Annotated in this window: 20 protein-coding genes and 1 tRNA gene; 15 read left to right on the top strand and 6 right to left on the bottom strand. The window is 64.8% G+C overall.

Translation table 11 applies throughout. From position 1 onward, the window contains the following. The first annotated feature begins 167 nt into the window (after nucleotides 1-167). The gene (locus ABFX23_RS00935; protein WP_346031263.1) at nucleotides 168-2,708 is read left to right on the top strand and encodes a TonB-dependent receptor; all 2,541 of its coding nucleotides are present in this window, start codon (nucleotides 168-170) and stop codon (nucleotides 2,706-2,708) included. A 102-nt stretch (nucleotides 2,709-2,810) separates the two neighbouring features. On the opposite strand, the gene ABFX23_RS00930 is transcribed toward ABFX23_RS00935, so the two are convergent. Beyond that, a tRNA-Thr gene (locus tag ABFX23_RS00930) sits at nucleotides 2,811-2,885 on the bottom strand. Between the two features lie 116 nt (nucleotides 2,886-3,001). Between ABFX23_RS00930 and ABFX23_RS00925 the strand changes: the two genes are divergently transcribed. From ABFX23_RS00925 to ABFX23_RS00880, 10 genes are read left to right on the top strand one after another with little or no spacing between them, the layout of a single operon-like run. Further along, nucleotides 3,002-3,169, top strand: coding sequence for a hypothetical protein (locus ABFX23_RS00925; RefSeq protein ID WP_346031262.1), 168 nt, complete (start codon nucleotides 3,002-3,004; stop codon nucleotides 3,167-3,169). A gap of 44 nt (nucleotides 3,170-3,213) precedes the next feature. Continuing rightward, nucleotides 3,214-3,900 carry a 2,3-diphosphoglycerate-dependent phosphoglycerate mutase gene (gene gpmA, locus ABFX23_RS00920; protein ID WP_346031261.1) on the top strand — a complete coding sequence of 229 codons (687 nt, stop codon included), beginning with the start codon at nucleotides 3,214-3,216 and terminating at the stop codon, nucleotides 3,898-3,900. A gap of 3 nt (nucleotides 3,901-3,903) precedes the next feature. Beyond that, nucleotides 3,904-4,392, top strand: coding sequence for a 5-(carboxyamino)imidazole ribonucleotide mutase (purE, locus tag ABFX23_RS00915; RefSeq protein ID WP_346031260.1), 489 nt, complete (start codon nucleotides 3,904-3,906; stop codon nucleotides 4,390-4,392). Beyond that, on the top strand, nucleotides 4,389-5,447 hold the full coding sequence (locus ABFX23_RS00910; protein ID WP_346031259.1) for a 5-(carboxyamino)imidazole ribonucleotide synthase: 1,059 nt from the start codon (nucleotides 4,389-4,391) through the stop codon (nucleotides 5,445-5,447). Before purE ends, ABFX23_RS00910 begins: the two co-directional genes overlap by 4 nt. Beyond that, nucleotides 5,448-5,957, top strand: a complete 510-nt coding sequence (locus ABFX23_RS00905; RefSeq protein WP_346031258.1) for a dihydrofolate reductase — start codon at nucleotides 5,448-5,450, stop codon at nucleotides 5,955-5,957. Then, nucleotides 5,954-7,132, top strand: a complete 1,179-nt coding sequence (locus tag ABFX23_RS00900) for a dipeptidase (RefSeq protein WP_346031257.1) — start codon at nucleotides 5,954-5,956, stop codon at nucleotides 7,130-7,132. Before ABFX23_RS00905 ends, ABFX23_RS00900 begins: the two co-directional genes overlap by 4 nt. After that, nucleotides 7,129-8,070 carry a bifunctional riboflavin kinase/FAD synthetase gene (locus ABFX23_RS00895; protein ID WP_346031256.1) on the top strand — a complete coding sequence of 314 codons (942 nt, stop codon included), beginning with the start codon at nucleotides 7,129-7,131 and terminating at the stop codon, nucleotides 8,068-8,070. Before ABFX23_RS00900 ends, ABFX23_RS00895 begins: the two co-directional genes overlap by 4 nt. 7 nt (nucleotides 8,071-8,077) lie before the next feature. Continuing rightward, entirely contained in the window at nucleotides 8,078-10,981 is a 2,904-nt protein-coding gene (gene ileS / locus ABFX23_RS00890) for an isoleucine--tRNA ligase (protein ID WP_346031255.1), read from the top strand. Further along, nucleotides 10,978-11,496 (top strand): signal peptidase II, encoded by a 519-nt coding sequence (gene lspA / locus ABFX23_RS00885; protein ID WP_346031254.1) that lies wholly within the window; start codon nucleotides 10,978-10,980, stop codon nucleotides 11,494-11,496. The genes ileS and lspA overlap by 4 nt, the downstream gene beginning before the upstream one ends. A 48-nt stretch (nucleotides 11,497-11,544) precedes the next feature. After that, the gene (locus ABFX23_RS00880) at nucleotides 11,545-11,952 is read left to right on the top strand and encodes a DUF3035 domain-containing protein (protein ID WP_346031253.1); all 408 of its coding nucleotides are present in this window, start codon (nucleotides 11,545-11,547) and stop codon (nucleotides 11,950-11,952) included. Nucleotides 11,953-12,242: 290 nt separating this feature from the next. On the opposite strand, the gene ABFX23_RS00875 is transcribed toward ABFX23_RS00880, so the two are convergent. Continuing rightward, nucleotides 12,243-13,541 (bottom strand): hemolysin family protein, encoded by a 1,299-nt coding sequence (locus ABFX23_RS00875; protein WP_346031252.1) that lies wholly within the window; start codon nucleotides 13,539-13,541, stop codon nucleotides 12,243-12,245. A gap of 149 nt (nucleotides 13,542-13,690) precedes the next feature. On the opposite strand from ABFX23_RS00875, the gene ABFX23_RS00870 reads away from it, so the two are divergent. After that, nucleotides 13,691-14,374, top strand: coding sequence for a YiaD family glycine zipper/OmpA-like lipoprotein (locus ABFX23_RS00870; RefSeq protein ID WP_346031251.1), 684 nt, complete (start codon nucleotides 13,691-13,693; stop codon nucleotides 14,372-14,374). A gap of 54 nt (nucleotides 14,375-14,428) precedes the next feature. Here the strand turns inward: ABFX23_RS00870 and ABFX23_RS00865 are convergent, their stop codons facing one another. After that, nucleotides 14,429-15,211, bottom strand: coding sequence for a 3'(2'),5'-bisphosphate nucleotidase CysQ (locus tag ABFX23_RS00865; RefSeq protein WP_346031250.1), 783 nt, complete (start codon nucleotides 15,209-15,211; stop codon nucleotides 14,429-14,431). A gap of 117 nt (nucleotides 15,212-15,328) precedes the next feature. Between ABFX23_RS00865 and sucC the strand changes: the two genes are divergently transcribed. Beyond that, a complete protein-coding gene (gene sucC / locus ABFX23_RS00860) occupies nucleotides 15,329-16,528 on the top strand; it encodes an ADP-forming succinate--CoA ligase subunit beta (RefSeq protein WP_346031249.1) in 1,200 nt (399 codons plus the stop codon). 31 nt (nucleotides 16,529-16,559) lie between these two features. Here sucC and ABFX23_RS00855 read toward each other — a convergent pair whose 3' ends face one another. After that, nucleotides 16,560-17,294: an exopolysaccharide biosynthesis protein gene (locus tag ABFX23_RS00855; protein WP_346031248.1), complete on the bottom strand. Its 735-nt coding sequence runs from the start codon at nucleotides 17,292-17,294 to the stop codon at nucleotides 16,560-16,562. 204 nt (nucleotides 17,295-17,498) lie between these two features. Here ABFX23_RS00855 and ABFX23_RS00850 point away from each other — a divergent pair, with 204 nt between their 5' ends. Beyond that, nucleotides 17,499-18,245, top strand: a complete 747-nt coding sequence (locus ABFX23_RS00850; RefSeq protein WP_346031247.1) for an electron transfer flavoprotein subunit beta/FixA family protein — start codon at nucleotides 17,499-17,501, stop codon at nucleotides 18,243-18,245. Next, the gene (locus ABFX23_RS00845) at nucleotides 18,245-19,162 is read left to right on the top strand and encodes an electron transfer flavoprotein subunit alpha/FixB family protein (RefSeq protein ID WP_346031246.1); all 918 of its coding nucleotides are present in this window, start codon (nucleotides 18,245-18,247) and stop codon (nucleotides 19,160-19,162) included. Before ABFX23_RS00850 ends, ABFX23_RS00845 begins: the two co-directional genes overlap by 1 nt. Nucleotides 19,163-19,241: 79 nt before the next feature. Here the strand turns inward: ABFX23_RS00845 and ABFX23_RS00840 are convergent, their stop codons facing one another. Both ABFX23_RS00840 and ABFX23_RS00835 read right to left on the bottom strand, forming a co-directional pair. Further along, nucleotides 19,242-20,492 (bottom strand): DUF445 domain-containing protein, encoded by a 1,251-nt coding sequence (locus ABFX23_RS00840; RefSeq protein ID WP_346031245.1) that lies wholly within the window; start codon nucleotides 20,490-20,492, stop codon nucleotides 19,242-19,244. A gap of 13 nt (nucleotides 20,493-20,505) precedes the next feature. Next, on the bottom strand, nucleotides 20,506-23,958 hold the full coding sequence (locus ABFX23_RS00835; protein WP_346031244.1) for an efflux RND transporter permease subunit: 3,453 nt from the start codon (nucleotides 23,956-23,958) through the stop codon (nucleotides 20,506-20,508).

Here is a 23,958-nt window from a genome sequence, read left to right as displayed (position 1 = left end):
TGGAAAGGGGCTTTGATCGCCGGGCCGTTCACTCGCAGCCATCCGAGCCGACTTCCTGGAACCTGTGTGAAAATTTCAATCACCGCCTTTGGGGAAGATTGCGCGGTAGGAAACATCGGAATAATGCGCGCGCAAAATTGCAACTGTCCAACCTGGAGAGGTACCCCATGAAATCGAAAACTGCACTTTTTGCGTCACTTATGCTGGCCGGCACGTCGTTCCCCGCGCTTGCGCAGAACGCTCCCGGCACCGCCGAGACGGATGCCCCTTCGCCGCAGGATTCGCAGCTTGATCCCGCCGAAACGCCCCAGGCACCCGCCAGTGATTTCGCCCAGGAAGGCGTGACCGATCCCACGACCTCGCCGGTCGACGGCAATGCCATCGTCGTGACGGCCCAGCGCCGCGAACAGACGCTGCAGGATGTCAGCGCCTCGGTCATCGCGCTCGGCACCGATCGCCTGCAGACCTCGCAGGTCAACGGCCTGCAGGACCTGCAGACCATCGTTCCCAGCGTCAGCTTCGGCAACGACTTCAACCAGGCGAAGATCTTCATCCGCGGCGTCGGCGCCAACACTTCCACCACCGGCAACGCGACCGGCGTGGCGCTGCACGTCGACGGTGCCGTGGTATCGCGCGCCGAAGCCCAGCTTACCAGCCTGTTCGACCTCGAGCGGGTGGAGGTGCTGCGCGGTCCGCAGGGCACGCTCTATGGCCGCAACGCCACCGGCGGTTCGATCAACCTCATCACCGCGAAGCCGACCAGCTACCTGTCCGGCTACGGCCGCCTCACCTACGGCAATTACAATGCCATCGTCGCCGAAGGGGCGATCAGCGGCCCGATCACCGATTCGGTGCTGTTCCGCGTGGCCAGCAAGATCGAGAACCGCGACGGCTTCGGCGACAATCCCGTCACCGGCTCCGAGGTGGACGACCTCAGCCGCCGCATGATTCGCGGCATGCTGCAGTTCAACATCTCGGATACGACCGACCTGCTGCTGTCGGGCGAGTACTTCCGCCAGAACGACAACTCCGGCGCGATTCACTACCTGCGCGCATCCTTCCCCGACGTGCCGCGCCTCGCGCCGCTGGGCATCGGCGGCTATGCTGAGGACCCGCGCGACCTGGCGTCGGAAACCGACGTCGGCACCAAGACCGAGACCTACGCCTTCACCGGCACCCTGCGCAGCGAGCTGAGCGACGTGGTTTCCATCACCAACATCGCCAACTATCGCAGCTTCGAATCCTCGCTGTTCCAGGATCTCGACCTGTCCGCAGTGGTCAACAGCCTTGCCACCACCGGCCAGTCGACCACGGTGCAGGAACGCCGTATCGACTCCGAGCAGTACTCCAACGAGTTGCAGTTCAACGTCGCGCTCGACAACTTCGATCTCATCGTCGGCGGCTTCTACTTCCACGAACGCCAGCGCCCGATCGACAACGTGGGCCTGGCGCGCAGGAACGGACAGGCGCAGAACATCGACGTGTTGCAGGATGCCGGCGTCAACCTGGCCGATGCCTATGCGCTGTGCGGCTATTCGCCCGACACGGTTGTGGGCGGCTCCTCGCAGATCGCGCCGAAGCGTGTCTGCATCCGTTCCAACCTCGGCACCGATGCCTGGGCGATCTTCGGCCAGGCCAACATCGGGCTGGGCATGTTGACCCCGGCGCTTGATGCCTTCACGCTCAAGCTGGGCGGCCGCTACAGCGAGGAAGACGTCGATTCGGCCAACCCCGCGATCATCATCGCCCGCGGCGGCCTCGGCCCGGTGATCCGCTTCACGACGGAAGGCACTTTCACGGAGCGCAGCTTCAGCGATTTCACCCCTGAAGTGGGCCTGGAATGGCAGCCCAACCCGGATGTGCTGGTCTATTACACCTACGCCGAAGGCTTCAAGGCAGGCTCGGGCGAGAACTCCGCCGGCAGCACCACCATCGTGGACCCGGAGCAGATCCAGAACCACGAGGCCGGCATCAAGGCGACCGTGCTTGACGACATTTCCGTGAACCTCGCGGTCTACAGCTACGATCTCGAAGGGGCGCAGCTCAACAAGACGATTGCCGGGGGCCCGAGCGGCTACCAGACTATCTTCGAAAACGCGGCAGCCATCGAGGCCCGCGGGCTCGAACTGGATATCTTCGGGCGCGTGACGGACACGTTCCGCCTCAGCGGATCGCTGTCCTACACCGATGCCGAATATGCCGACTTCGAAACGCTCGATCCGCTTGACCCGCGCAACGTGGCAACGCCCGGCGTGCCGGCCTACGATCCTGTGACCAACCCCGATCCCACGGCCTTCGGCGCGCCCTGCAGCGGCGATCTCGATCCCGCCACGCCGACCTGCGAGATCCAGCTTGCCGGCAACGCGGTTCGCAACACGCCGGAATGGGCGTTCAACGTGCACGCGGAGTACGACATCCCCTTCGCGAACGGTTCCGAAGTGACGCTGCAGGGCGACGTGACGCACCGCAGCCGCGTCTACTTCACCGAGTACGAGCGCGAGATCGAAAGCTCGGCCGCCTATACGATGGTGGATGCGAGCGCGATCTTCCGCGATGCGGACGACCGGTTCAGCGTGCAGCTCTGGGCGAAGAACCTGTTCGACGTCGATCGCAAGTCGAGCACCTTCGCGCTGGCCACGGGTCGCCTGATCGGCAACACCTGGCTGCCGCCGCGCACTTTCGGCGCGACAGTCGCGTTCAACTACTGATCGCTGCAAACAAGAGGGCGCTTCGAAAGAAGCGCCCTTTTTTTGTCACGTCGAAACGCGACGACGCGCCAGCGTCCCGTTCTGCAAATTGTGTAGGGGAAATGGTGCTGCTGGGGAGGATTGAACTCCCGGCCTCACCCTTACCAAGGGTGCGCTCTACCACTGAGCTACAGCAGCGTCCGGGCCCGAAGGCGAAGCAAGTGTCGCCGGGCAGGCGCGCGCTATTGTCGCCAAAGGTGCGAAAGTCAAGCCAAGCTTGAGTGAACACGCCGCTTGGGCCAAATATAGTGTCCATGAGCAAGGATTTGTCCCGCGAGGAACGTCTCGCCGCACAATTGCGTGCGAACCTGAAACGACGCAAGGCGCAGAAGAAGGCGATGGCCAGCGATGAGGCGTCCAGGCCCGACGCCGATTCGGACCATGCTTCTCCGGGCCTTTCCAATCGCGCCGGTGAAGGCTAGGGCGCGCTTTCCCGCCATTCCTCCCGCAACCGGAGAGTCTGACAGTGCCCAAGCTTATCCTCGTCCGCCATGGCCAGTCCGAATGGAACCTCGCCAACCGTTTCACCGGCTGGTGGGATGTCGACGTCACCGAAAAAGGTGTCGAGGAAGCGAAGGAAGCCGGCCGCCTGCTGAAGGAAAAGGGGGTGTTCCCCACCATCGCCTTCACCAGCGTGCAGAAGCGCGCAATCAAGACACTGCACCTCGCGCTGGAATATTGCGACCGGCTGTGGATCCCGGAAACCAAGGACTGGCGCCTGAACGAGCGGCACTACGGCGGCCTGACGGGCCTCAACAAGCAGGAAACGCGCGACAAGCACGGTGACGAGCAGGTGCACATCTGGCGCCGCAGCTTCGACGTGCCGCCCCCGCCGATGGAAAAGGGCGACGAGTACGATCCCGGCAACGATCCGCGGTACGAAGGCATCGACGTGCCGCAGACCGAGAGCCTGAAGCTGACCATCGAGCGCGTCCTGCCCTACTGGGAAAGCGATATCCTGCCCAAGCTGGTGGCGGGCGAGACGGTGATTATCTCCGCCCACGGCAATTCCCTGCGCGCACTGGTGAAGCACCTCTCCAACATCTCGGACGACGAGATCACCGGGCTGGAGATCCCCACGGGCCAGCCGATCATCTACGAATTTGAAGGCGCCTCCCCCGTGGGCGAGCGCTACTACCTGAAGGATAGCTGAGACATGGGCGCTCCTGTCGCAATCGTGATGGGCAGCCAGTCGGACTGGCCCACCATGACCAAGGCCGCAGCCGTGCTGGAAGAGCTTGGCGTTCAATACGACGCGCGCATCGTCTCCGCCCACCGCACGCCCGACCGGCTGCATTCCTTCGGCAAGGGCGCGGCGGACGAAGGCTTCAAGGTCATCATCGCGGGCGCGGGCGGCGCGGCGCACCTGCCCGGCATGATCGCCGCGCTCACCCACCTGCCCGTCCTCGGCGTGCCGGTGCAGAGCAAGGCGCTCTCGGGCATGGATAGCCTGCTCTCCATCGTGCAGATGCCCGCAGGTGTTCCCACGGGCACGCTGGCCATCGGCGATGCGGGCGCGACCAACGCCGGGATCTTCGCCGCGTCGATCCTCGCGCTGGAAGACGAAGCGCTGGCAGAGCGCCTCAAGGCCTTTCGCCAGGCGCAGACGGACAAGGTTGCAGAGAAACCGGTCGACAATCCATGAGCGCGCTTCCTCCCGGTTCCACCATCGGCATCCTCGGCGGCGGGCAGCTGGGCCGCATGATGGCCATGTCGGCCGCGCAGCTCGGCTATCGCTGCCACATCTACGCGCCCGAGGGTGACAACGTGGCCGCCCATGTCGCGGCAGCCTATACCTGCGCCCCGTGGCACGACGGCGATGCGCTGGCTGCCTTCGCGCGCGACTGCGACGTCATCACCTACGAATTCGAGAACGTACCGGTCGGCCCCCTCGCCAACCTGCCGCAGGACAAGCTGGCACCTGGCACCCGCGCGCTGGAAGTGGCGCAGGACCGGGTGCGCGAGAAGCGCTTCATGCAGGACGCGGGCGGCACGCCGGCCGATTTCGCCGTGGTCGACCATGACAGCGAACTGGCCGACGCGGTGGAGCGGATCGGCGTTCCCGGCATCCTGAAGACCCGGCGCGACGGCTACGATGGCAAGGGCCAGTGGGCGATCAACGAGCGGGCCGACGCACAGGGCGTGCGCATACCCGAGACCGGCTGCGTCTACGAAGCGCGGCTGACGTTCGAATGCGAATTCTCGGTCATCCTCGTACGTGGCCGCGATGGCGAGGTGCGCTTCTGGGATTCCAGCCGCAACCGCCACGAGAACGGCATCCTCGCCCATTGCGAACTGCCCGCGCCCGCCATCGTGGCGCAGCAGCTCGACAAGGCGCGCGACATGGCGAGGAAGGTGGCCGACGCGCTGGGGTACGTCGGCGTGCTGACGCTGGAATTCTTCGCCACGCCGAATGGCCCGGTCTTCAACGAAATGGCCCCGCGGGTGCACAATTCCGGCCACTGGACCATCGAGGGTGCCGTCACCAGCCAGTTCGAGAACCACATTCGCGCCATCTGCGGCCTGCCGCTGGGCGACACCGCCAGCGTCTCCGGCTCGATGGTGATGGACAACCTGATCGGCGAGGAAGCGCTGGACCTTGTCCGCCACCTGTCGGACGGCCGCGCCCACGTGCATCTCTATGGCAAGGCCGAGGCGCGCAAGGGCCGCAAAATGGGCCACATCACGCGGGTCTGGTAAATGGGCGCCGACGTGCTCTTCATCGTCGCGCGGGCGACCAACGGCGTCATCGCGAAGGACGGCGACGTACCGTGGGCGATCAGCGAGGACCTGAAGCGATTCAAGCGCCTCACCATGGGCAAGCCCATGATCATGGGCCGCAAGACCTTCGAAAGCCTGCCCGGCCTGCTGCCCGGCCGCCGCCATATCGTGCTGACCCGGCAGGACGACTGGCAGGCAGAGGGCGCGGAAGTGGCATCCTCGCCTGACGAGGCCATGGCGATGGCGGGCGATGGCGATGTGGCGGTGATCGGCGGAGCCGAAATCTTCGACCTGTTCTGGGACCGGGGCACGACTTTCGAACTGACCGAGGTGTTCGAGGATACCGAGGGCGAGGTCACCATGCGCGATCCGGCGGACGATCCCACCTGGCGCGAGGTGGCGCGCGAGAGCCGCCCGGCGAAGGACGGCTGGCCACCCTACGACTTCGTGACCTTCGAGCGAGTTGGCGAGAGGCATCGCCCCGCATGAAGCGTTTCGCCATCGGCTTCGGCGGCGTGCTGCTGGCGGCGCTGGCCGCTTTCTTCATCTTCGCGCCCGGTTACGTCGAGCGGGACATGAACGTGGTCGACGGCCTGCCGCTGCCGCCCGTTTCGGACGAGGCGCGCGCGCTCCACGAAACGCTGACCATCGTGGACCTGCACGGCGATACCCTGCTGTGGAAGCGCGACATGCTGGAAGCGGCGCACCGCGGCCACATCGACCTGCCGCGCCTCAAGGAAGGCAACGTCGCGCTGCAGGTGTTCTCCAGCGTCACCAAGACCCCGCGCGACCAGAACTACGACAACAACACCGCCGAGACCGACAACATCACCCTGCTCGCCATCGGCCAGTTGCAGCCGCTGCGCACCTGGACCTCGCTCTTGGAGCGCACGCTGTGGCACGGCGAGCGGCTGGAACGCGCCGCCGCCGAATCGGACGGCGAGCTCGCCTTGGTGCGCACGCCCGCCGATATCGTGCCGGTCCGAGCACCGGATGCCAGCAGCGCGCCGGTGGCAGCGATGCTGTCGGTCGAGGGGCTGCATAACCTCGAAGGCGATCTCGCTAATCTGGACAAGCTCTACGACGCAGGCGTGCGGATGGCGGGGCTGGTGCACTTCTTCGACAACGAACTCGCAGGCTCGATGCACGGCGTCGACAAGGGCGGGCTGACTGACATGGGCCGCGAGGCCGTGCGGCGGATGGAAGCGATGGGCATGGTGGTCGACATTGCCCATTGCAGCCACACATGCGTCGGCGATGTGCTAGCCGTAGCCCAGCGCCCCGTCGTCTCCAGCCACGGCGGCGTGCAGGCGACGTGTCCGGTGAACCGCAACCTGACCGACGCCGAGATTCGCGGGCTTGCCGCGACCGGCGGCGTGATCGGCGTGGGCTACTGGGAGGGCGCCGTGTGCGATACCTCGCCCACCGCCATCGTTGCCGCCATGGCGCATATCCGCGATCTCGTCGGCATCGAACACGTCGCGCTCGGCAGCGATTTCGACGGCACGGTTACCACCCGGTTCGACACGGCGGGGCTGGTCAACGTGACGCAAGGGCTGATCGATGCAGGCTTTACCGAAGAGGAAATCCGCGCAGTGATGGGCGGCAACGCCCTGCGCGTGCTGGAAATGGGGCTGGAGCCTCTGCCGGGTGCTACGGCATGACGCGCCTCTCCCACCGCGATCCCATGCCCCACGCGCTGCGAGGAGCAGTCGTCGCACTCGGTAATTTCGACGGGTTCCACGTCGGCCACCAGCACGTCGTGCGCGAAGCGGTGGAGTGGGCCAGAGCCGAAGGCCGCCCGGCCATCGTCGCCACTTTCGACCCCCACCCTGTCCGCCATTTCGCGCCGCACGTGCCGCCGTTCCGCCTCACCTCGCTGGAGCAGCGGCACGAGTTGTTCCGCGCGGCAGGCGCGGACGCCATGCTTGTGTTCGACTTCGACGACGATCTCGCCGCCATGAGCGCGGAAAGCTTCGTGCGCGACCTGCTGGCGGGTCACATCGGCGCGAGCGGCGTGGTGACGGGGGAGGACTTCACCTTTGGCAAGGGACGCGGCGGCAACGTGAAGGTGCTGCGCGAAGTCGGCGCGACCTGCGGGATTGAGGCCCGCGCCATTGGCCCTGTTGGCGAAAGCGGCCAGGTCGTCTCCTCCAGCCGCATCCGCGATGCACTGAAGGCGGGCGAATGCGATGTTGCCGCAAGATTGCTCACCCGCCCCTTCACCGTGCGCGGCACAGTGATCCACGGCGACAAGCGCGGGCGCGACCTCGGCTACCCCACCGCCAACATCGATATGGGCGCATACCTGCGCCCGCGTTTCGGCATCTATGCCGTGACGGGCCGCGTGCTTGCCACAGGCCAGCACTTGCAGGGCGCGGCGAACCTTGGCGTGCGGCCCAGTTTCAATCCGCCCAAGGAGCTGCTGGAGCCCTATTTCTTCGATTTCTCCGGCGACCTCTACGATCAGGAGATCGACGTCGCCTTCCACCACTTCCTGCGGCCCGAGGCGAAGTTCGACGATCTGGACGCGCTGAAGCGCCAGATGGAAGAGGATTGTGCGCGGGCGCGCGACCTACTAGGTGGCCGCCCAAAGGATTGACCGCGCGATGACCGACGAAACAGCCAAGCGGGATTACCGGGACACCGTCTTCCTGCCCAAGACCGATTTTCCGATGAAAGCCGGGCTCCCCGCGAAGGAGCCGGGCATCCTTGCGCGCTGGGAAGAGCAGGGCCTCTACAAGCAGCTGCGCGAGGCGCGCAAAGGGCGCGAGAAGTTCATCCTCCACGATGGCCCGCCCTACGCCAACGGCAACATCCACATCGGCCACGCGCTGAACAAGGTGCTGAAGGACGCGGTGGTGCGCACGCAGACGCTGCTGGGCAAGGATGCGCCCTACGTTCCGGGCTGGGACTGCCACGGTCTGCCGATCGAGTGGAAGATCGAGGAAGCCTACCGCAAGAAGAAGAAGAACAAGGACGAGGTTCCGCCCGCCGAATTTCGCCAGGAATGCCGCGAATACGCCGCCGAATGGGTGGCTGTGCAGTCCGAGCAGTTCAAGCGGCTGGGCGTGATGGGCGAATGGGACAAGCCCTACCTCACCATGGCGCCCGAGGCCGAGGCGGGCATCGTCGCCGAACTGCTGAAGTTCGCCGAAAACGACATGCTCTATCGCGGCGCGAAGCCGGTGATGTGGAGCCCGGTCGAGAAGACCGCGCTGGCCGAGGCCGAGGTCGAGTACGAGGACATCGTCTCGACCCAGATCGACGTGGCCTTCGAGATTGTCGAAAGCCCGATCGAGGACCTGGTCGGCGCGCACGCGGTGATCTGGACGACCACGCCGTGGACGATCCCGGTGAACCAGGCTTTGGCTTATGGGCCTGATGTTGAGTATGCTGCAAGGCGCATCATTTCCTCGGTTCATGTTGGACCGGAAGTCACAGGATTGGCTGGAAAGACGATTCTCGCCGAGAAGGGCTTGATCGATCAGCTCGCAGATCGATCAAGCGTCACACTCGATGAGCCTGTATGGACCGGCAAAGGCTCCGACCTCGCCGGAACCAAGGTCCGCCACCCGATGCACCATCTCGGCGGCTTCTTCGCGGAGCCGCGTCCGATGCTGGCAGGCGACTTCGTCACCACCGATGCGGGTACGGGCGTGGTCCACATGGCGCCCGACCACGGCGAGGACGATTTCGACCTGTGCAAGGCCAACGGCATCACGCCGAAATTCGTGGTCGACGACGACGGGCGCTACCGCGAGGACTGGGGCTGGCTGCCGCGCACCGACGAGCGTAGCGGTTCGGTCATCAACCCCAAGTTCAACGCGCCCGACGGGCCGATCTGCTCGGACCTCAAGGAAGCGGGCGCTTTGCTCAGCGCATCCACGGACTATCAACACTCTTATCCACACAGCTGGCGCTCCAAAGCCAAGGTGATCTTCCGCTGCACGCCGCAGTGGTTCGTGCCGATGGACAAGCCGCTGGGCACGTTCGACTATGCCCTGGCCGATGCAGGCCCGCTGGGCGGCGCGGTTGCGCTGGGCACGCAGGGCGACAACACCGCCACTTTGCGCCAGACCGCGATGCAGGCGATCGAAGAAACCCGGTTCGCTCCCGCCAAGGGCAAGAACCGTATCGGTTCGATGGTCGAGGGTCGTCCCGACTGGGTGCTCTCCCGCCAGCGCGCCTGGGGCGTGCCGATCACGCTGTTCGTGAACCGCGATTCTGGCGAATATCTCGTCGACAAGGCCGTGAACGCTCGCATCGTCGAGGCGATCAGGCAGGACGGCGTCGATGCGTGGACGCAGGAGAACGCCGCGCAGCTTCTCGGCCCCGACTACGCGGTCGAGGACTACGAGATGGTCACAGACATTCTCGACGTGTGGTTCGATTCGGGTTCCACCCACGCCTTCGTGCTGGAAAGCGACAACTGGCCCGATCTGCAATCGCCTGCAGACCTCTACCTCGAAGGCAGTGACCAGCACCGCGGCTGGTTCCAGTCCTCACTGCTCGAATCCTGCGCCACCCGTGGCCGCGCGCCTTACAAGCAGGTGCTGACCCACGGCTTCACCATGGCCGCCGACGGTCGCAAGATGTCGAAGAGCCTTGGCAACACGATCGACCCGTTGAAGGTGATGGAGGAATACGGCGCCGACATCATCCGCCTGTGGGCACTCTCGGTCGACTATACCGAGGACCACCGGATCGGGCCGGAAATCCTCAAGGGCGTCGCCGACCAATATCGCAAGCTGCGCAACACCTTCCGCTACATGCTGGGCGCGCTGGGCGAATTCAGCGAGGACGAGCGCGTCGGCGTCGAGCAGATGCCGGAGCTGGAGCGCTACGTGCTGGCGCTGCTGGGCGAACTCGACGGCAAGCTGCGCGCCCACGTCGCCAATTACGATTTCGACGCCTACACCCGCGCGCTGGTGGATTTCATGAACGAGGACCTCTCGGCCTTCTTCTTCGATATCCGCAAGGATCGGCTCTATTGCGATGCGCCCGGCAGCATGGAACGCCGCGCCTATCGAACCGTGCTCGATACGCTGTTCAATGCGCTTATCCGCTACGCCGCGCCGGTGCTGGTGTTCACGGCGGAAGAGGTATGGTCCACGCGCCATCCCGAAGGTGGCTCTGTCCACCTGCTCGAATGGCCGGAAATTCCTGCTGCCGATGCGAATGCGGATCGCTGGGAAGCACTGCGGTCGCTGCGCGAACGGGTGATGGAAGCCATCGAGCCGCTGCGCCGCGAAAAGGTGATCCGCTCCGGCCTCGAAGCCGAAGTGACGGTGCCCGCCAGCGCCGTGCCGGAAGGTTTCTCGGCGGACGATCTCGCCACGCTGTTCATCACCGGCACAGTGACGCTGGGCGATGGAGACGCGGTTAGCGTTGCCAAGTCCGACGACGCCAAGTGCGGCCGCTGCTGGCGCCTGCTGCCGGAAGTCGACGAAGACGGCGACCTGTGCAACCGCTGCGAGGACGTCGTGGCCCAGATGGATGCTGCCGAATGAGCACGCTCGCGAAATTCCGCCTTTACGGCATACTGCTGGCGCTGGCGATCTTTGCCGCCGACCAGTGGATGAAGGACTACGTGGTGAACACGCTGGGGCTCACCCGCGTGGGCGACCACTATCCGCTGCTGCCGTTCTTCGATTTCACCCGCACCAACAATTACGGCGTGTCGCTGGGCATGTTCGAGGCGACTAGCATGGAGATGCGCTGGATCCTCGTCGGCGTAACCGCGCTGATCGCGCTGGTGGTGCTGGTGTGGATGATGCGCGAGAAGCTGCTGGGCGAAATCCTCGCGCTGTCGCTGGTGCTGGGCGGGGCCTTGGGCAACATCGTCGATCGATATCGTTTCGGCTACGTGGTCGACTACGCCGATTTCCACATCGGCACGTTCCGCCCGTTCCTGATTTTCAACGTGGCCGATGCGGCGATCACCATCGGCGTCGTGATTATCCTTGCCCGCGCCTTGTTCATGCGCGAGAAACCGTCCAATGAGCAGGACGCTGCTACCGAATAACACCGCCAGAACACCGATGGCCGCCACCGGCCCGGAGACTTGAGAATTATGCGCAACCTTACCCGCTCCATCATTGCCTGCACCGCCGTGCTCGGCCTTGCCGCCTGCGGTGGCATCAGCATCGACCGCGAGCGTCCCGATGAATTCGCCGTGCAGCGCCAGGCCCCGCTGGTGGTTCCGCCCGATTTCCACCTCGTGCCCCCGCAGCCCGGCGCTCCGCGCCCCGCCGAAGGCACCGCCTCGCAGCAGGCGCTGGAAGCCCTGTTCGGCGGCAGCGCGCCGCGCAGCAACGTGGAAACCTCCGCGCTGGACCAGGCCGGTGAAGCGGCCCCCGGCATCCGCTCCTCGATTGGCGATGTCGACACCTACACGGTGGACAAGGGCACGGCAGTCCAGGCCATCATCGCCGCGCCCGAGGGTGACGGTCAGGCCGCGCGGGCGGTAATTCCGGGCTGATTGCTTGTTTAGTCCCTCAAGCGCCGGGCGCGAGCCGTCCGGCCCGCTTGGCTTTCCCCGCATGAGCTCGGGCGCGCATTCGCGCTTGCGGTCGCTGATCGCGACCGAGACTTTAGCCGCCCTCTGATTGAGAGGTCGAGAAACGGTCCGCGACTAGCGGGCCGCAAGGCCGAACGGCCGCCCGCAGGTGCCGCGTAGCGAAGCGGAGCGAATAGCACCGAGGACGAAGCCGTGGAGGCGGCTTCGCGAAACAAACAATCTCGCGGAACCCTGGCGCTACCGTGCGGGCGCTAGTCCCCTGCCTTGCTCACCAGCAATTTATCGATCTTGCGACCGTCCATGTCGACGATCTCGAAGCGCCAGCCCTGATCCGTGAAGTGCTCGCCCTCCGCCGGAAGGTGTTTCAAGACATAGAGCACGTAACCCGCCGCCGTCGCGAATTCCTTGTGCTCGGGAAACTCGATATCCAGCCGCTCGGCCAGCGCGTCCGCCGCCAGCGCGCCAGAGACGAGATAGCTGCCGTCCTCGCGCTCCGTGAACATCGGCGTGTCGCCTTCGTCCTGGTGGCTGGCGAAATCGCCGGCAATGGCGGAAAGCAGGTCTGCCGTCGTCACGATCCCGTCGAGATGGCCGTATTCGTCGTGCACCATGGCCATGCCCGTGCCCGATTGCTGCAGGACGCGCAGCGCATCCATGGCATCGAGCTGGTCGGGGATCACCTCGCTCTTGCGCAGCATTTCATCCAGCACGACGGCCTGTCCCGTCATCAGCAGCGTCAGCACCTCGCGCACTTTCACCACGCCCAGCACCTTGTCCGGCGTGCCTTCTGCCACCGGCAACAGCGAATGCGGCGACTCGGCGATGGTCAGGCGAATTTCCGATTCGTCAGCGTCGATATCGAGCCAGTCGATCTCTGTGCGCGGCGTCATCAATTCGCGCACGGGACGTTCCTGCAACCTCATGATGCCCGCGAGGATGGCGTGCTCCTGCTCCTCGATCACCCCGGTGCGCGTGGCGTCGGCCAGGATCATGCGCAATTCTTCGGATGTCAGGTTGTGATCGCCCTTGTGGCGAATGCCGAGGGCAGACAGCATCAGCCCGGACGACTTGTCGAGCAACCAGACGAACGGCGCGGTCGCCCGCGCCAGCAGGTCCATCGGCACGGCCATGATCATCGAGATCGGCTCTGCCGCGCGCAGCGCCAGCTGCTTGGGCACCAGTTCGCCCACCACGAGGGTAAAATAGGTCGTCAGACCGATCATCAGGGCAATGCCGAGATTGTCGGCAAGGTCGGGATCGACGCCCAGCGCGGCGATCCGCTGGCCGACCGGTTCACCCAGCGTCGCGCCCGAAACCGCACCGGCGATGATGCCGATCAGGGTAATGCCGATCTGTACGGTGGACAGGAACTTGCCCGGATCCGCCGCCAGCCGCATGGCAACGGCGGCGCCCTTGCTGCCTTTCTCCGCCGCCATGCGCAACCGCGCGGTGCGGGCAGAGACAATCGCCAGCTCCGACATGGCAAATACGCCGTTGAGCACGATCAGGAGGGCGAGCGCGGCAAGGTAGTGCCAGGGAAACGGGTCCATCAGACCTTTGCCGCTAGCAGGTTTCGCAGCGATGGGGAAAGCCCCAGAAAGCTGGCGTTCACGGAACAGGCTTCACACACTGGCGTTGATGGGAGCAAATACTGCGGCAAGGGATGTGTCATGCCGCTTGCAAATTGAGGAAGGACGTTATGAAAATCAACAAGATGCTCGTCTCGACCACGGCAGCCCTCGCGCTCGTCGGCACCACCACCGCCTGTGTGACGGACCCGAATACGGGCGAACAATACGCCTCGCGCACGGCCATTGGCGGCATCGGCGGCGCTGGCCTCGGCTACCTGCTGGGCGGCCTGATCGGCGGCAAGACGGCCCGTATCGTCGGCGCCGGCATCGGTGCGGCAGCGGGCGGATACGTCGGCTATCGCATGGACGAGCAGATCCGCGAACTGGAAGAAGTCACCGCCGGCACCGGCGTTGACGTGAGCGAAACGCCCGAGGGTGACGGCATCCTGGTGAATTTCCCCGACGTTACCTTCGCGGTCGATTCCACCACCATCTCGCCGCAGATGCGCGACACGCTGGACGGCGTGGCACAGTCGATGATCGACTACCCGCAGTCGCTGATCGACGTGATGGGCCACACCGATTCCACCGGCAGCGAGCAGTACAACCTCGACCTGTCGCGCAGGCGCGCCGAATCGGTTGCCAACTACCTCGTTTCGCGCGGCGTATCCCGCGCTCGTATCGAGACGATCGGTTATGGCGAGCAGTACCCGATCGCCGACAACTCCACCGAAAGCGGCCGTTCGCAGAACCGCCGCGTGGAAATCCGCATCACGCCGATTACACAGGACGACGTGGAAGACGCGTACTGATCTGGCTCTTGAATATGAAGATCGAGAGGGCGCTCCGCTTGGGGCGCCCTTTTCTTATCCCTTCACCAGCCGCGCGGCCCTCTCGCTCAGCCGCTCGACCGCCGCGCGGTGGATGCCGGGAGCGCTGGCGAGCAACCCGAAGGCCCGTGGGTCGCGCTTGTTGTAAGCCAGCGGCTTGCCGAAGGCGTCGGTAACAGCAGCACCTGCTTCGCGGGCGATCAGGGCGGCGGCGGCGATATCCCATTCGAACCCCCACCGCACGGTGGCCACCAGGTCCGCCCGGTCATCGGCCACCATGGCCACCCGCAGGGCAATCGAGTTTGGCTGCTCCACCTTGGTGAGATCGCCGTCTTCCTTCGGAAGATCGTGCGCAGGCACGCGCGCACCGGGAAACCGCGTCCGCGTGCTCGCTTTCAGCCTTTGCCCGTTGAGCCAGGCGCCCTTGCCCGCGACGGCCGACCACACTTCCTCGCGCGCCGGAGCCACCAGCGAACCGATCAGGGGCCGCCCCCCGGAAATGAGGGCAACCGAGATCGCCCAGCCCTCGCGTCCGCGAATGTAGTCGCGAGTCCCATCGATGGGGTCGACCAGCCAGATGAGGCCCTTTTCGAGTCGCTCCGGACTATCGGCGGTTTCTTCGGATAGCCACCCGGCGGCGGGAAGCAGCGCGCCCAGCTCGCGGCGCAGGAATGCGTCCACTTCCAGGTCCGCCTCGCACACCGGGCTGCCGGGAGATTTCTCCCAGGTTTCAAGGTCATGCCCGTGCGCCGGCCACTTGCGAAGCGCCATGTAACCTGCCTCGCGGCAGATCTGTTCAAGTTTCATGCTGTCGATCATGGATGCAAAGGCATTTGCGACGGGCCGGAACCGATTGCAAGCGCCGCGCGATAATGCTTTAGCGCCCAGCAAAATCCCCTCCCGACTCTCATTTTTTGAACGAAGGTCAGCTCACCCATGAACATCCACGAATACCAGGCCAAGGAACTGCTCGCGAAATTCGGCATCGGCGTGCCCACCGGCTATCCGGCCATGACCGTGGAAGAAGCCGTGGAAGGCGCGAAGAAGCTGCCGGGGCCGCTCTACGTGGTGAAGGCGCAGATCCATGCCGGTGGCCGCGGCAAGGGCAAGTTCTCCGAGCTGCCCGCCGATGCCAAGGGCGGCGTGCGGCTTGCGAAGTCCATCGATGATGTGGAGCAGGACGCGAAGGACATGCTCGGCAACACCCTCGTCACCGTGCAGACGGGCGATGCCGGCAAGCAGGTGAACCGCCTCTACGTGACCGACGGCGTGGATATCGCCAAGGAATACTACCTCTCCATGGTGATCGACCGCGAGACGAGCCGCGTTGCCATGATCGTCTCCACCGAAGGCGGCATGGATATCGAGGACGTGGCGCACAACACGCCCGAAAAGATCACCACCATCACCATCGACCCGGCCACCGGCTTCATGCCGCACCACGGCCGGGCCGTGGCTTTCGCGCTGAAGCTGGAGGGCGGTCTCGCCAAGGAAGCGCAGAAGCTGTCGAAGAAGCTCTACGAGGCCTTCACCAAGCTCGACTGCGCCATGCTGGAGATCAACCCGCTGGTGGAAACCGAAGGCGGCGAACTGCTGGTGCTCGACACCAAGATGAGCTTCGATTCGAACGCGCTCTATCGCCACCCCGACGTGGAGGAAATGCGCGACGAGACCGAGGAAGACCCGATGGAAGTCGAGGCCGGCAAGCACGACCTCGCCTACATCAAGCTGGACGGCAACATCGGCTGCATGGTGAACGGCGCAGGCCTTGCCATGGCGACGATGGACATCATCAAGCTGAACGGTGCCTTCCCGGCAAACTTCCTCGACGTTGGCGGCGGCGCCACCACCGAGAAAGTGACCGCGGCCTTCAAGATCATCCTGTCGGACCCGGCTGTCGAGGGCATCCTCGTCAACATTTTCGGCGGCATCATGAAGTGCGACATCATCGCCGACGGCATCGTTGCCGCGGCGAAGGAAGTGAACCTGCAGGTGCCGCTGGTCGTGCGCCTGGAAGGCACGAACGTGCAGCAGGGCAAGGACATACTCGCCAATTCCGGCCTGCCGATTATCCCGGCAGACGATCTTGGCGATGCGGCGAAGAAGATCGTCGCCGAAGTAAAGGAAGCCGCCTGATCCCTTGATAGCGCGCCGGGGCGCTGACGGGCTATTCGCCTTTCACCGCCTCGGCAGCACTTTCGCTGGCCTTGCGCACGGCATCGCCAGCCTCTTCCGCCTTTTCTTTGGCGGCATCCATCGTTTCCTCGCTGACCATGCCGTCGGTCTGCTCGGTGTCGCTCATTCCGCCGTTCCAGTAATCGAGGCCGAACCCCAGCGCGATCATGCTGGCCGCGAGCGCCGCCACCATAAGCACGCCGTCGCGTACCAGCACCGCGAGGCCGAAACCCGCGATGGCCAGCATCGGCACGCTGCTGGCGAACGGCAGCACTTCCAGGAACGGTACGGTCAGGCACAGCAGGCACACCATCCCCGCAGCGATTTGCGAGAACGGCGCGCGGGTGATGCGTTTCCAGCGTCCGTGAAAATGCCGGTCCATGAACCGCGCGATGGGTCGCAGCTCGTCGGCGGATTTGCCGAGCTTTTCACCCGACACGCAGCGGTTGGCGATGATCCCCGGCAGCCACAGTGTCTTGCGACCGATCATCTTCTGCGCCGCCACCAGGATCACCACTACAGCGAGGAAAGTCGGCACTCCGGGAATCGCACCAATTGGCGTGATCTCCAGCAGGGCCGGTACCATGATGGCCGGACCGAAGGTGCGGGTACCAAAAGTCTGCAGCACCTGCCCGGCCGAGACGGACTCGTTTTTCGCGGCAAGATCGTCCAGTGCACCGAGAATGTCGCCGACGCTGCGCGGTGTCGTTGGTGCGGATGGGGCCATGTAACGTTTCTCCTGACAAGAAAATCGTCTGGCGACTATCTGGTTTCGCTGCCATCGTCGGATCGCGCGGAACCGATGATCCGGAACGCAGCCCCAAGCCCGTTGTTGATTGCGTAAGACCGTCACAAAAAGGGCCTGCTTGACCTATACGTAAAGCAGTTTACATAAGCGGCAGAACACGAAACCAACGAGAGGGCGATTCCCATGAAAATTCTCGTGCCCGTGAAGCGGGTGATTGATTACAACGTGAAGCCGCGCGTGAAGAGCGACGGCTCCGGCGTCGATCTTGCCAACGTCAAGATGAGCATGAACCCGTTCGACGAGATCGCGGTGGAAGAAGCCCTGCGGTTGAAGGAATCGGGCAAGGCCGAGGAAGTGATCGCCGTGTCTATTGGCCCGGCCAAGGCGCAGGAAACGCTGCGCACCGCGCTCGCCATGGGTGCGGACCGCGCAATCCTGGTCGAGACCGATGAGCAGGTCGAACCGCTGGCCGTCGCCAAGATCCTCAAGGCCATCGCGGCCGAGGAAGAGCCGGGCATCGTGATGCTGGGCAAGCAGGCGATCGATGACGATTCGAACCAGACCGGCCAGATGCTCGCCGCGCTGATGGAGCGCCCGCAGGGCACCTTTGCCAGCAAGGTGGAGATCGACGTTGATGCCGTGTCCGTCACGCGCGAAGTCGACGGCGGCCTTGAAACGGTGAAGCTCACGCTGCCCGCCATCGTCACCACCGACCTTCGCCTGAACGAGCCGCGCTATGCCTCGCTGCCGAACATCATGAAGGCGAAGAAGAAGCCGCTCGATACCAAGACGCCTGCCGATTACGGCGTCGACGTGGCCCCGCGCCTCACCACCACGAACGTTTCCGAACCGCCGGTTCGCCAGGCAGGCGAAATCGTCGAAGACGTGGATGCGCTGGTCGCGAAGCTCAAAGCTCTGGGAGTTGCCTGATGACGACGCTCGTATTTGCTGAACCGCACGGCGACGCGGTTGCCGACGCAACCCTCGCCACCGTCACTGCCGCTGCCGCTCTTGGCGGCCCGGTGCACGTGCTCACCACCGCCGCTGGCGACGCGCACGCTGCTATCGCCAGTGTCGAAAAGGTGCTGGTGGCGGACGATGCCGCCTACGCCAATGGCCTGGCCGAGAACCTCGCCCCGCTGATCGCCAGGCTGATGGACGGCTACGACGCCGTGCTGGCCCCTGCCACCACCACCGGCAAGAACGTGCTGCCGCGCGTCGCCGCGCTGCTCGACGTGATGCAGGTGTCCGACATCATCAGCGTTGAAGGGCCCAAGACCTTCACTCGCCCAATTTACGCCGGTAACGCCATCGCGACCGTCGAGAGCAGCGATCCCAAGCTGGTGATCACCGTGCGCACCACGGCCTTCGACAAGGCCGAGGCCACCGGCGGCAGCGCCGGCACCGAAACCGTGAGCGGCCCCGGCGATGCCGGTCTCTCGCAGTTCGTGAAGCTGGACGCGGTCGAGAGCGAACGTCCCGAACTCACCAGCGCAGGCATCGTCGTATCGGGCGGCCGCGCGCTGAAGGACGGCGAGACGTTCGAGCAGTATATCACGCCGCTGGCAGACAAGCTGGGCGCCGCCATTGGCGCAAGCCGTGCCGCAGTGGACGCAGGCTACGTGCCTAACGATTACCAGGTCGGCCAGACCGGCAAGATCGTGGCGCCGGAAGTCTACATCGCCATCGGCATCTCGGGCGCGATCCAGCACCTTGCCGGGATGAAGGATAGCAAGACCATCGTCGCCATCAACAAGGACCCCGACGCACCCATCTTCCAGGTGGCGGACATCGGCCTGGTCGCAGACCTGTTCAACGCCGTGCCGGAGTTGACCGAGAAGCTCTGAACGCACGGCCCTGACGGCCGGACACCAAAAGCGCCTCCGCTCGAGAAATCGCGCGGGGGCGTTTTTCGTTCGAGGGCAGTTAGAAAACTTCGACGAAGAAATGGATCGTGAGGCCGACCAGCCCGCCCACCAGTGTGCCGTTGATGCGGATGAATTGCAGGTCGCGGCCCACGGCGCGTTCGATCCGCATGGTGATGGTGCTGGCGTCCCAGCTTCTCACCGTGGTCGAGACAAGGCTGACGATCTGCTCGCCGTAGCGATTGACCACGCCCACCAGCGTGCGCCGGGCAAAACGGTTCACCTGAAGTTGCAGCCCCGGATCGCCCTGCAGCGTCTTGCCCAGTTCCGCCAGCGAGTGGCTGACCTCACCGCTCATGCCCTTTCCAGGATCGCGGATATTGTCGATCAGCGAGCGGCGCAGGCGTTCCCAGACGCCCATCCACCAGTCGGCGACGGCGGGATTGTTGAGCAAGTCGACTTTCATGCGCTCGACCTTCGCACGGGTCTCCGGGTCGTGCTGCAGGTCGTTCGCCAGCTTCTCCAGCCCTTCCTGCACCTTGCCGCGCAAGGGATGGTTGGGATCGACGAGGATCTCGGCCAGCAGCCGGTAAAGCCCGTCGAGCACGGAATTGGCCAGCCGCCCGTCCAGCCCGGTCCAGCGGATGATCGAATTGGCGCGTTCCTGCACCATGTCGCGGACCATGTCCTCGTTGTCTTCCAGCGTGAGCCCGGCCCAGCGGATCATCGAATCCATCAGCGGCTTGTGCCGCCCGTCGGCAATCGCGGCGTCCAGCATCTTGCCCAGCAGCGGCGCAACATCCAGCTTCTCCGCCTGCCGCGCGAGGCCCGCTTTCACCTGCAGCCCCAGCCTTTCGGGGTCGAGCGATTCGAGCAGTTCGACGAACAGGCCAGCTGCGCCCGCGCGCAGGCGTCCCTCGGTATCGTCGCCGCGTTTGACCAGGAAATCGCCCGCCGCCTTCGCCACGTTCATGTCCCGCATTCGCCGCGCCACCACGACGGGCGTGAGGAAATTGGAGCGCAGGAATTGCGCCATGGTGTCGGCGATCCGGTCCTTGTTTTCAGGGATGATCGCCGTGTGCGGAATGGGAATGCCCATCGGGTGCCGGAACAGCGCGGTCACCGCGAACCAGTCGGCCAGCCCGCCCACCATCGCGGCCTCCGCAAAGGCATGGACATAACCCCAGGCCGGGTGGACCGTCAGCATGTTGTGGGCGAGCAGGAAAATCCCCGCCATCGCCACCAGCAGCAGCGTGGCAGTGACTCGCATCCGGCGCGCGCGATCGGGCGGCAGGGGGGCGCCGCCCTGCATCGTCAGGCTGCCCTTACTCGGCAGGCTGAACCTCCCGGCCGCCGGGGGTCTCGTCGCCCGGCTTGTAGGTCAGCAGGCGATCGCGCAGCCACGGGCCGAGCTTCTTCTCCAGACCGTCCGCCAGGCTGAACCCCGCGGGCACGATCAGCAGGGTGAGGAAGGTGGAAAGCGTGAGGCCCCCGATCACCACGATGCCCATAGGCTGGCGCCACGCCCCGTCGCCCGAGAGCGAAAGTGCGGTGGGCACCATGCCCGCCGTCATGGCGACGGTGGTCATCACGATGGGCTGCGCACGCTTGTGCCCTGCTTCCAGGATGGCGGCGAGCTTGCTTGCCCCTGCATCCATCTCCTCGATCGCGAAGTCGATCAGCAGGATCGAGTTCTTCGCCACGATGCCCAGCAGCATCAGCATGCCGATGAACACCGGCAGCGAAAGCGGGTAAGGCTGCCCGGTCGCCACGATGCCGGCGATATAGAGCGCGAGGAACCCACCCAGCGGCGCGAGCGCCAGGGAGCTCATGTTCACCAGCGGCGAGACGACGCGGCGATAAAGCAGGACCAGCACCGAGAAAACGAGCAGCAGGCCGGTGATCACGGCGGTGATGAAATTGTTGATCAGGTCGCCCTGCCATTCGTCTGCACCCACGGGCGCGTTGGAGACGCCGGTCGGCAGGTTCTGCATGATGGGCAAGGCATCGATGGCGGTCCGCACCGTGCCGCGGGCAACGCCCTGCGCAACGTCCACGCCCACGAAGACGCGGCGGTTCTGGTTGTAGCGTTGGATCGAGGTCGGCCCCATGCCGAGCGTGATATCGGCCACGCGGCTAAGCGGCACGGAGCCGCCCGTTGCGGTGGGCACCGGCAGGTTCTCGATGGTCGAAAGGCTGCGCCGGTCGTTCTCCGCCAGTCGCACGCGGATGGGGATCTGGCGGTCCGACAAGGAGAACTTGGCCGCGTTCTGGTCGATATCGCCCAATGTCGCGATACGGATCGCCTGACTCAGAGCACTGGTGCTGACGCCGAGGCTGGAGGCCAGGTCCTCGCGCGGTTCGATCAGCAGTTCGGGGCGCTGAAGGTCGTAGTCGATACGCGGAGCGACCGCGCCCTCGACCGTTTCCATCTGTTCCACCAGCGTCGCCGCGGTATCGTACAGCAGTTCGGGGTCCGAACCCGAAAGCATGATCGAAATGGCACGGCCCGTGCCGCCTCCGCCGCCCTGGTTGTTCTGGAAGTTCACGCGCGCATCGGGAATGTCCTGCAACACGGGCGTGAGTTCGCGTTCGAAATCGAGGCTCGTGCGTTCGCGGTCGTCGCGCAGCACCAGGCTGATGTTGCCGGACCCTTCGCGCGCAATTCCCAGCGCCAGCGCGACTTCCTGTTCCTCGCTCAGGCGCGCGGAAATCTCGTCAACCACGGCCTCGGTCTGCTCCAGCGTGGTGCCGGGCACCATGGAGATCGAGACGCGCGAGAAATCGCTGTCGCCATCGGGGAAGAACTGCTGCGGGATGCTGGATGCGATAAGGACGGTAAAGATCAGCGCGAGGAACCCGATCAGCATCATCCACACGCGGTGGTCGAGAAAGCGCGCTGCGATGTAGCGCGAGCGCTGGCTGAAATGGTTCGAAAATCCACTCATCCGGCCGACGATCAACCCGATGCCGAGGTTGATGATGCCGCCGACGAGATAGGCCGGGATCGCCAGCAGAACGAGCGTGCCGAACGAAGGCAGCGACAGCCCCTGTTCCGCCTCGCCAGCGACCGCAGCACCCTCTGCACCCTCCCCGCCGGATACCAGACCGAACAGGGACGGCAATACCAGCAGCACGAAGAAACCCACGGCCAGCGCGAGCAGGTGGTAGAACCAGCGGGTCTTCACACGGCCCATTTCCGCCCGCTTCTTCTGGAAGTTCGTGGTATCCAGCGACCAGCGCAGCACCTTCATGTAGGTGTCCATCGCCCGGCCCTCGCCGTGGTTGGCGTGGCCCTTCGCCTTCAGGAAATAGGCCGCCGCCATCGGCGTGATCATGCGCGCCACCGCCAGGCTGACCAGCACGGCGGCCACCACGGTAAGGCCGAAATTCTTGAAGAACTCGCCCGAAATGCCCGGCATCAGCGCGACCGGCAGGAATACGGCGACGATACAGAAGGTGGTCGCCACCACCGGCAGGCCGATTTCGTCCGCCGCGTCGATAGATGCCTGGTAGGCGCTCTTGCCCATGCGCATATGGCGCACGATGTTCTCGATCTCCACGATGGCATCGTCGACAAGGACGCCTGCCACCAGTCCGAGTGCGAGCAGGGACATGGTGTTCAGCGTGAAGCCGAGCATGTCGATGAACCAGAAGGTGGGGATGGCGGAGAGCGGGATGGCGAGCGCGGCGATGATCGTGGCGCGCCAGTCGCGCAGGAACAGGAACACGACGACCACTGCCAGCAATGCGCCTTCCACCAGCAGCGCCATCGAGCTTTCGTACTCGCCGCGCGTATAGTCCACCTCGGTGAAGAGGCGGGTGAAGGTGATGCCGGGATTGGCATCCTCGATCTGCTGCAGCACCTCGACGGCGTCGTCATAAACGCTCACGTCGCTCGCGCCGCGGGCGCGGGTGATGGAGAAGGTGACGACCTGCTTGCCGTTCAGCTTCGCCAGCGTGCGCACCTCGCCATAGGAATCGCGCACGGTGGCAATGTCCGACAGCTTCACCGAGCGGCCACCGCCCAGCGAAATCTGCGTCTGCGAAAGCTCGTAGGCATCTGCGGCGTTGCCCAGCACCCGCACCGACTGGCGCGATCCGGCGATTTCCGCCTGCCCGCCCGCGGCGTTCACGTTGAGCTGGCGCAGGGCGCTGTTCACCTGGCTGGCGGTGACGCCCAGCGACTGCATCCGGCCCGGATCGAGAATGACGAGGATTTCGCGGTCGACGCCGCCACTGCGGTTGACTTCGGCAAGGCCCTCGACGGTCAGCAATTGCTTGGTGACGGTATCGTCGATGAACCAGCTCAGCTGCTCCAGCGTCATGTCGTCCGCAGCCACGCCGAAAGAGACGATGGGCTGCGAACTGGTCTGCTGCTTGAACACGCGCGGTTCGAGGATGCCGTCGGGAAGTTCGCCGCGGATGTTGTCGATCTCGCTCTTCACCTCGTTCGTGGCCTCGGCGATGTCGGTGCCGATGGCGAACTCGATGACGGTCTGCGAATTGCCCTCGCTTGCGGTGGAGCGGATGGTTTCCACGCCGTCCAGCGTCTGAACGGCGGCTTCCACGCGCTGGGTGATCTGGTTCTCGACTTCGGGCGGGGCTGCGCCCGGTTGCGAGATCGAGATGATGACCACCGGGAACTCGATATCCGGCTGGTTCTGCACTTCCATGTCCTGGAACGCGAAGATGCCGGCCAGCATCAGGCCGATGAAGGCCAGGATGGGGACGATCGGGTTACGGATCGACCATGCAGAGATCTGCGAGAAATCCAT

This window comes from Erythrobacter westpacificensis, assembly GCF_039542285.1.
Lineage (GTDB): Bacteria > Pseudomonadota > Alphaproteobacteria > Sphingomonadales > Sphingomonadaceae > Alteraurantiacibacter > Alteraurantiacibacter westpacificensis.
Note: the sequence above shows the minus strand (reverse complement) of the source record. Positions and strands in the feature narration are given on the sequence as shown.